This is a genomic window from Kaistia defluvii (genome assembly GCF_040548815.1).
Lineage (GTDB): Bacteria > Pseudomonadota > Alphaproteobacteria > Rhizobiales > Kaistiaceae > Kaistia > Kaistia defluvii_A.
On record NZ_JBEPSM010000010.1, the window covers coordinates 1 to 3,256 of the forward strand.

2 rRNA genes are annotated in these 3,256 nt (G+C 53.6%); both read left to right on the plus strand.

Annotated features, from left to right (window positions below):
* The first annotated feature begins 209 nt into the window (after positions 1-209).
* A 23S ribosomal RNA gene (locus ABIE08_RS23570) occupies positions 210-2,961 on the plus strand.
* Positions 2,962-3,059: 98 nt separating this feature from the next.
* Positions 3,060-3,174 (plus strand): 5S ribosomal RNA (rrf, locus tag ABIE08_RS23575).
* The last annotated feature ends 82 nt before the right edge of the window (positions 3,175-3,256 follow it).

Consider the following 3,256-nt stretch of genomic DNA (forward strand, 5'->3'; position numbering starts at 1 on the left):
CAAAACAGTTTAGTCACCGAGGCTCCGGCCTTGGTCGACTTGTTATCTGACATCGTAAAGAGAAGATTCATTCCGAGTGCCCTTCATCAGGGCACGTCCCCAGATTTGCAGGCTTGACCGCATGTAATCGGGATGGATCTCGAAGAAACTGGTTTTAACGTCATCGATGTTGTCCCGCGCCGAGCGGGGTGAGCATCGATAATGAGAGTGATCAAGTGATAGAAGGGCATTCGGTGGATGCCTTGGCGCTAAGAGGCGATGAAGGACGTGGTACGCTGCGAAAAGTTACGGGGAGCTGCGAACAAGCTTTGATCCGTAAATATCCGAATGGGGAAACCCACCCAGCGATGGGTATCGTGCACTGAATACATAGGTGTACGAAGCGAACCCGGGGAACTGAAACATCTAAGTACCCGGAGGAAAGGACATCAACAGAGACTCCGCTAGTAGTGGCGAGCGAACGCGGATGAGGCCAGTGGTTCATGTGAGACAACCGGAAGGACTTGGAAAGGTCCGCCATAGTGGGTGATAGCCCCGTACGGGTAATGCGAACATGGATCCTTGAGTAAGGCGGGACACGTGAAATCCTGTCTGAACATGGGGGGACCACCCTCCAAGCCTAAGTACTCCTTAGCGACCGATAGCGAACAAGTACCGTGAGGGAAAGGTGAAAAGCACCCCGACAAGGGGAGTGAAACAGTTCCTGAAACCGGATGCCTACAAACAGTCGGAGCCCAAGGTTTGTCCTGGGTGACGGCGTACCTTTTGTATAATGGGTCAGCGACTTAATCTGACGAGCAAGCTTAAGCCGATAGGCGTAGGCGCAGCGAAAGCGAGTCTGAATAGGGCATTCAGTTCGTCGGATTAGACCCGAAACCGGGTGATCTAGCCATGAGCAGGTTGAAGGTGCGGTAACACGCACTGAAGGACCGAACCCACGTCTGTTGAAAAAGACGGGGATGACTTGTGGCTAGGGGTGAAAGGCCAATCAAACTCGGAAATAGCTGGTTCTCCGCGAAAACTATTTAGGTAGTGCGTCGGATGAATACCTTGGGGGGTAGAGCACTGGATGGGCTAGGGGGATTTACCGTCTTACCAAACCTAACCAAACTCCGAATACCCAAGAGTACTATCTGGCAGACAGACGGTGGGTGCTAACGTCCATCGTCAAAAGGGAAACAACCCTGACCGCCAGCTAAGGCCCCCAAATCATGGCTAAGTGTGAAAGGATGTGGGGATCCCAAAACAACCAGGATGTTGGCTTAGAAGCAGCCATCATTTAAAGAAAGCGTAACAGCTCACTGGTCTAAATAAGGGTTCCTGCGCCGACAATGTAACGGGGCTCAAGCCATGTGCCGAAGCTGCGGATTTGATCTTCGGATCAAGTGGTAGCGGAGCGTTCCGTAAGCCTGTGAAGGAAGACTCGTGAGAGCTTCTGGAGGTATCGGAAGTGCGAATGCTGACATGAGTAACGACAAACAGTGTGAGAGACACTGTCGCCGAAAGTCCAAGGGTTCCTGCGTAAAGCTAATCTGCGCAGGGTTAGCCGGCTCCTAAGGCGAGGCCGAAAGGCGTAGTCGATGGGAATGAGGTGAATATTCCTCAGCCTGCGGGTAGTGACGAATGCCGTGTATTGTAGTGCCTTATTGGATTGGTGCTGCAGTGAAGGTGTTCCAGGAAATAGCTCCCGCTTATAGACCGTACCCTAAACCGACACAGGTGGACTGGTAGAGTATACCAAGGCGCTTGAGAGAATGGTGCTGAAGGAACTCGGCAAATTGCCTCCGTAACTTCGGGAGAAGGAGGCCCTCGTCTTGGGCAACCAGGGCGAGGGGGCACAGACTAGGGGGTAGCGACTGTTTACCTAAAACACAGGGCTCTGCGAAGCCGTAAGGCGACGTATAGGGTCTGACGCCTGCCCGGTGCCGGAAGGTTAAGAGGAGAGGTGCAAGCTTTGAATCGAAGCCCCGGTAAACGGCGGCCGTAACTATAACGGTCCTAAGGTAGCGAAATTCCTTGTCGGGTAAGTTCCGACCTGCACGAATGGCGTAACGACTTCCCCGCTGTCTCCAGCACCTACTCAGTGAAATTGAATTCCCCGTGAAGATGCGGGGTTCCCGCGGTCAGACGGAAAGACCCCATGAACCTTTACTATAGCTTTGCACTGGCATTCGTGTTTGCATGTGTAGGATAGGTGGTAGGCTTTGAAGCATGGGCGCCAGCTCGTGTGGAGCCATCCTTGAAATACCACCCTTGTGAATATGAATGTCTAACCGCGGTCCGTCATCCGGATCCGGGACCGTGCATGGTGGGTAGTTTGACTGGGGCGGTCGCCTCCCAAAGTGTAACGGAGGCGCGCGATGGTGGGCTCAGACCGGTCGGAAATCGGTCGTCGAGTGCAATGGCATAAGCCCGCCTGACTGCGAGACTGACAAGTCGAGCAGAGACGAAAGTCGGCCATAGTGATCCGGTGGTCCCACGTGGACGGGCCATCGCTCAACGGATAAAAGGTACTCTGGGGATAACAGGCTGATGATGCCCAAGAGTCCATATCGACGGCATCGTTTGGCACCTCGATGTCGACTCATCACATCCTGGGGCTGGAGAAGGTCCCAAGGGTTCGGCTGTTCGCCGATTAAAGTGGTACGTGAGTTGGGTTCAGAACGTCGTGAGACAGTTCGGTCCCTATCTGCCGTGGGTGTAGGAATATTGAGAGGATCTGTCCTTAGTACGAGAGGACCGGGATGGACGTACCTCTGGTGGACCTGTTGTGGCGCCAGCCGCATTGCAGGGTAGCTATGTACGGACGGGATAACCGCTGAAAGCATCTAAGCGGGAAACCCACCTCAAAACGAGTATTCCCTTGAGAGTCGTGGTAGACCACCACGTTGATAGGCCGGGTGTGGAAGTGCGGCAACGCATGTAGCTTACCGGTACTAATAACTCGATTGGCTTGATCATTCTCATTAATCCATGCTCATCCCAGGTGATCTCAAAGAGAGCACCGACATGCGAGATGAACATCGCTGACGCAAAAACCAGTTTCTGTGCTTCGCCGGCCTGGTGGTCATGGCGAGGAGCCTGAACCCGATCCCATTCCGAACTCGGCCGTTAAACTCCTCTGCGCCAATGGTACTTTGTCTTAAGACACGGGAGAGTAGGTCGCTGCCAGGCCTGCAAAGCACAGAAAATCAAACCCTTCGAGACACTCAATCTTCTCTCTACGATGACAAACACACAAAACCCCGCCGCGCGA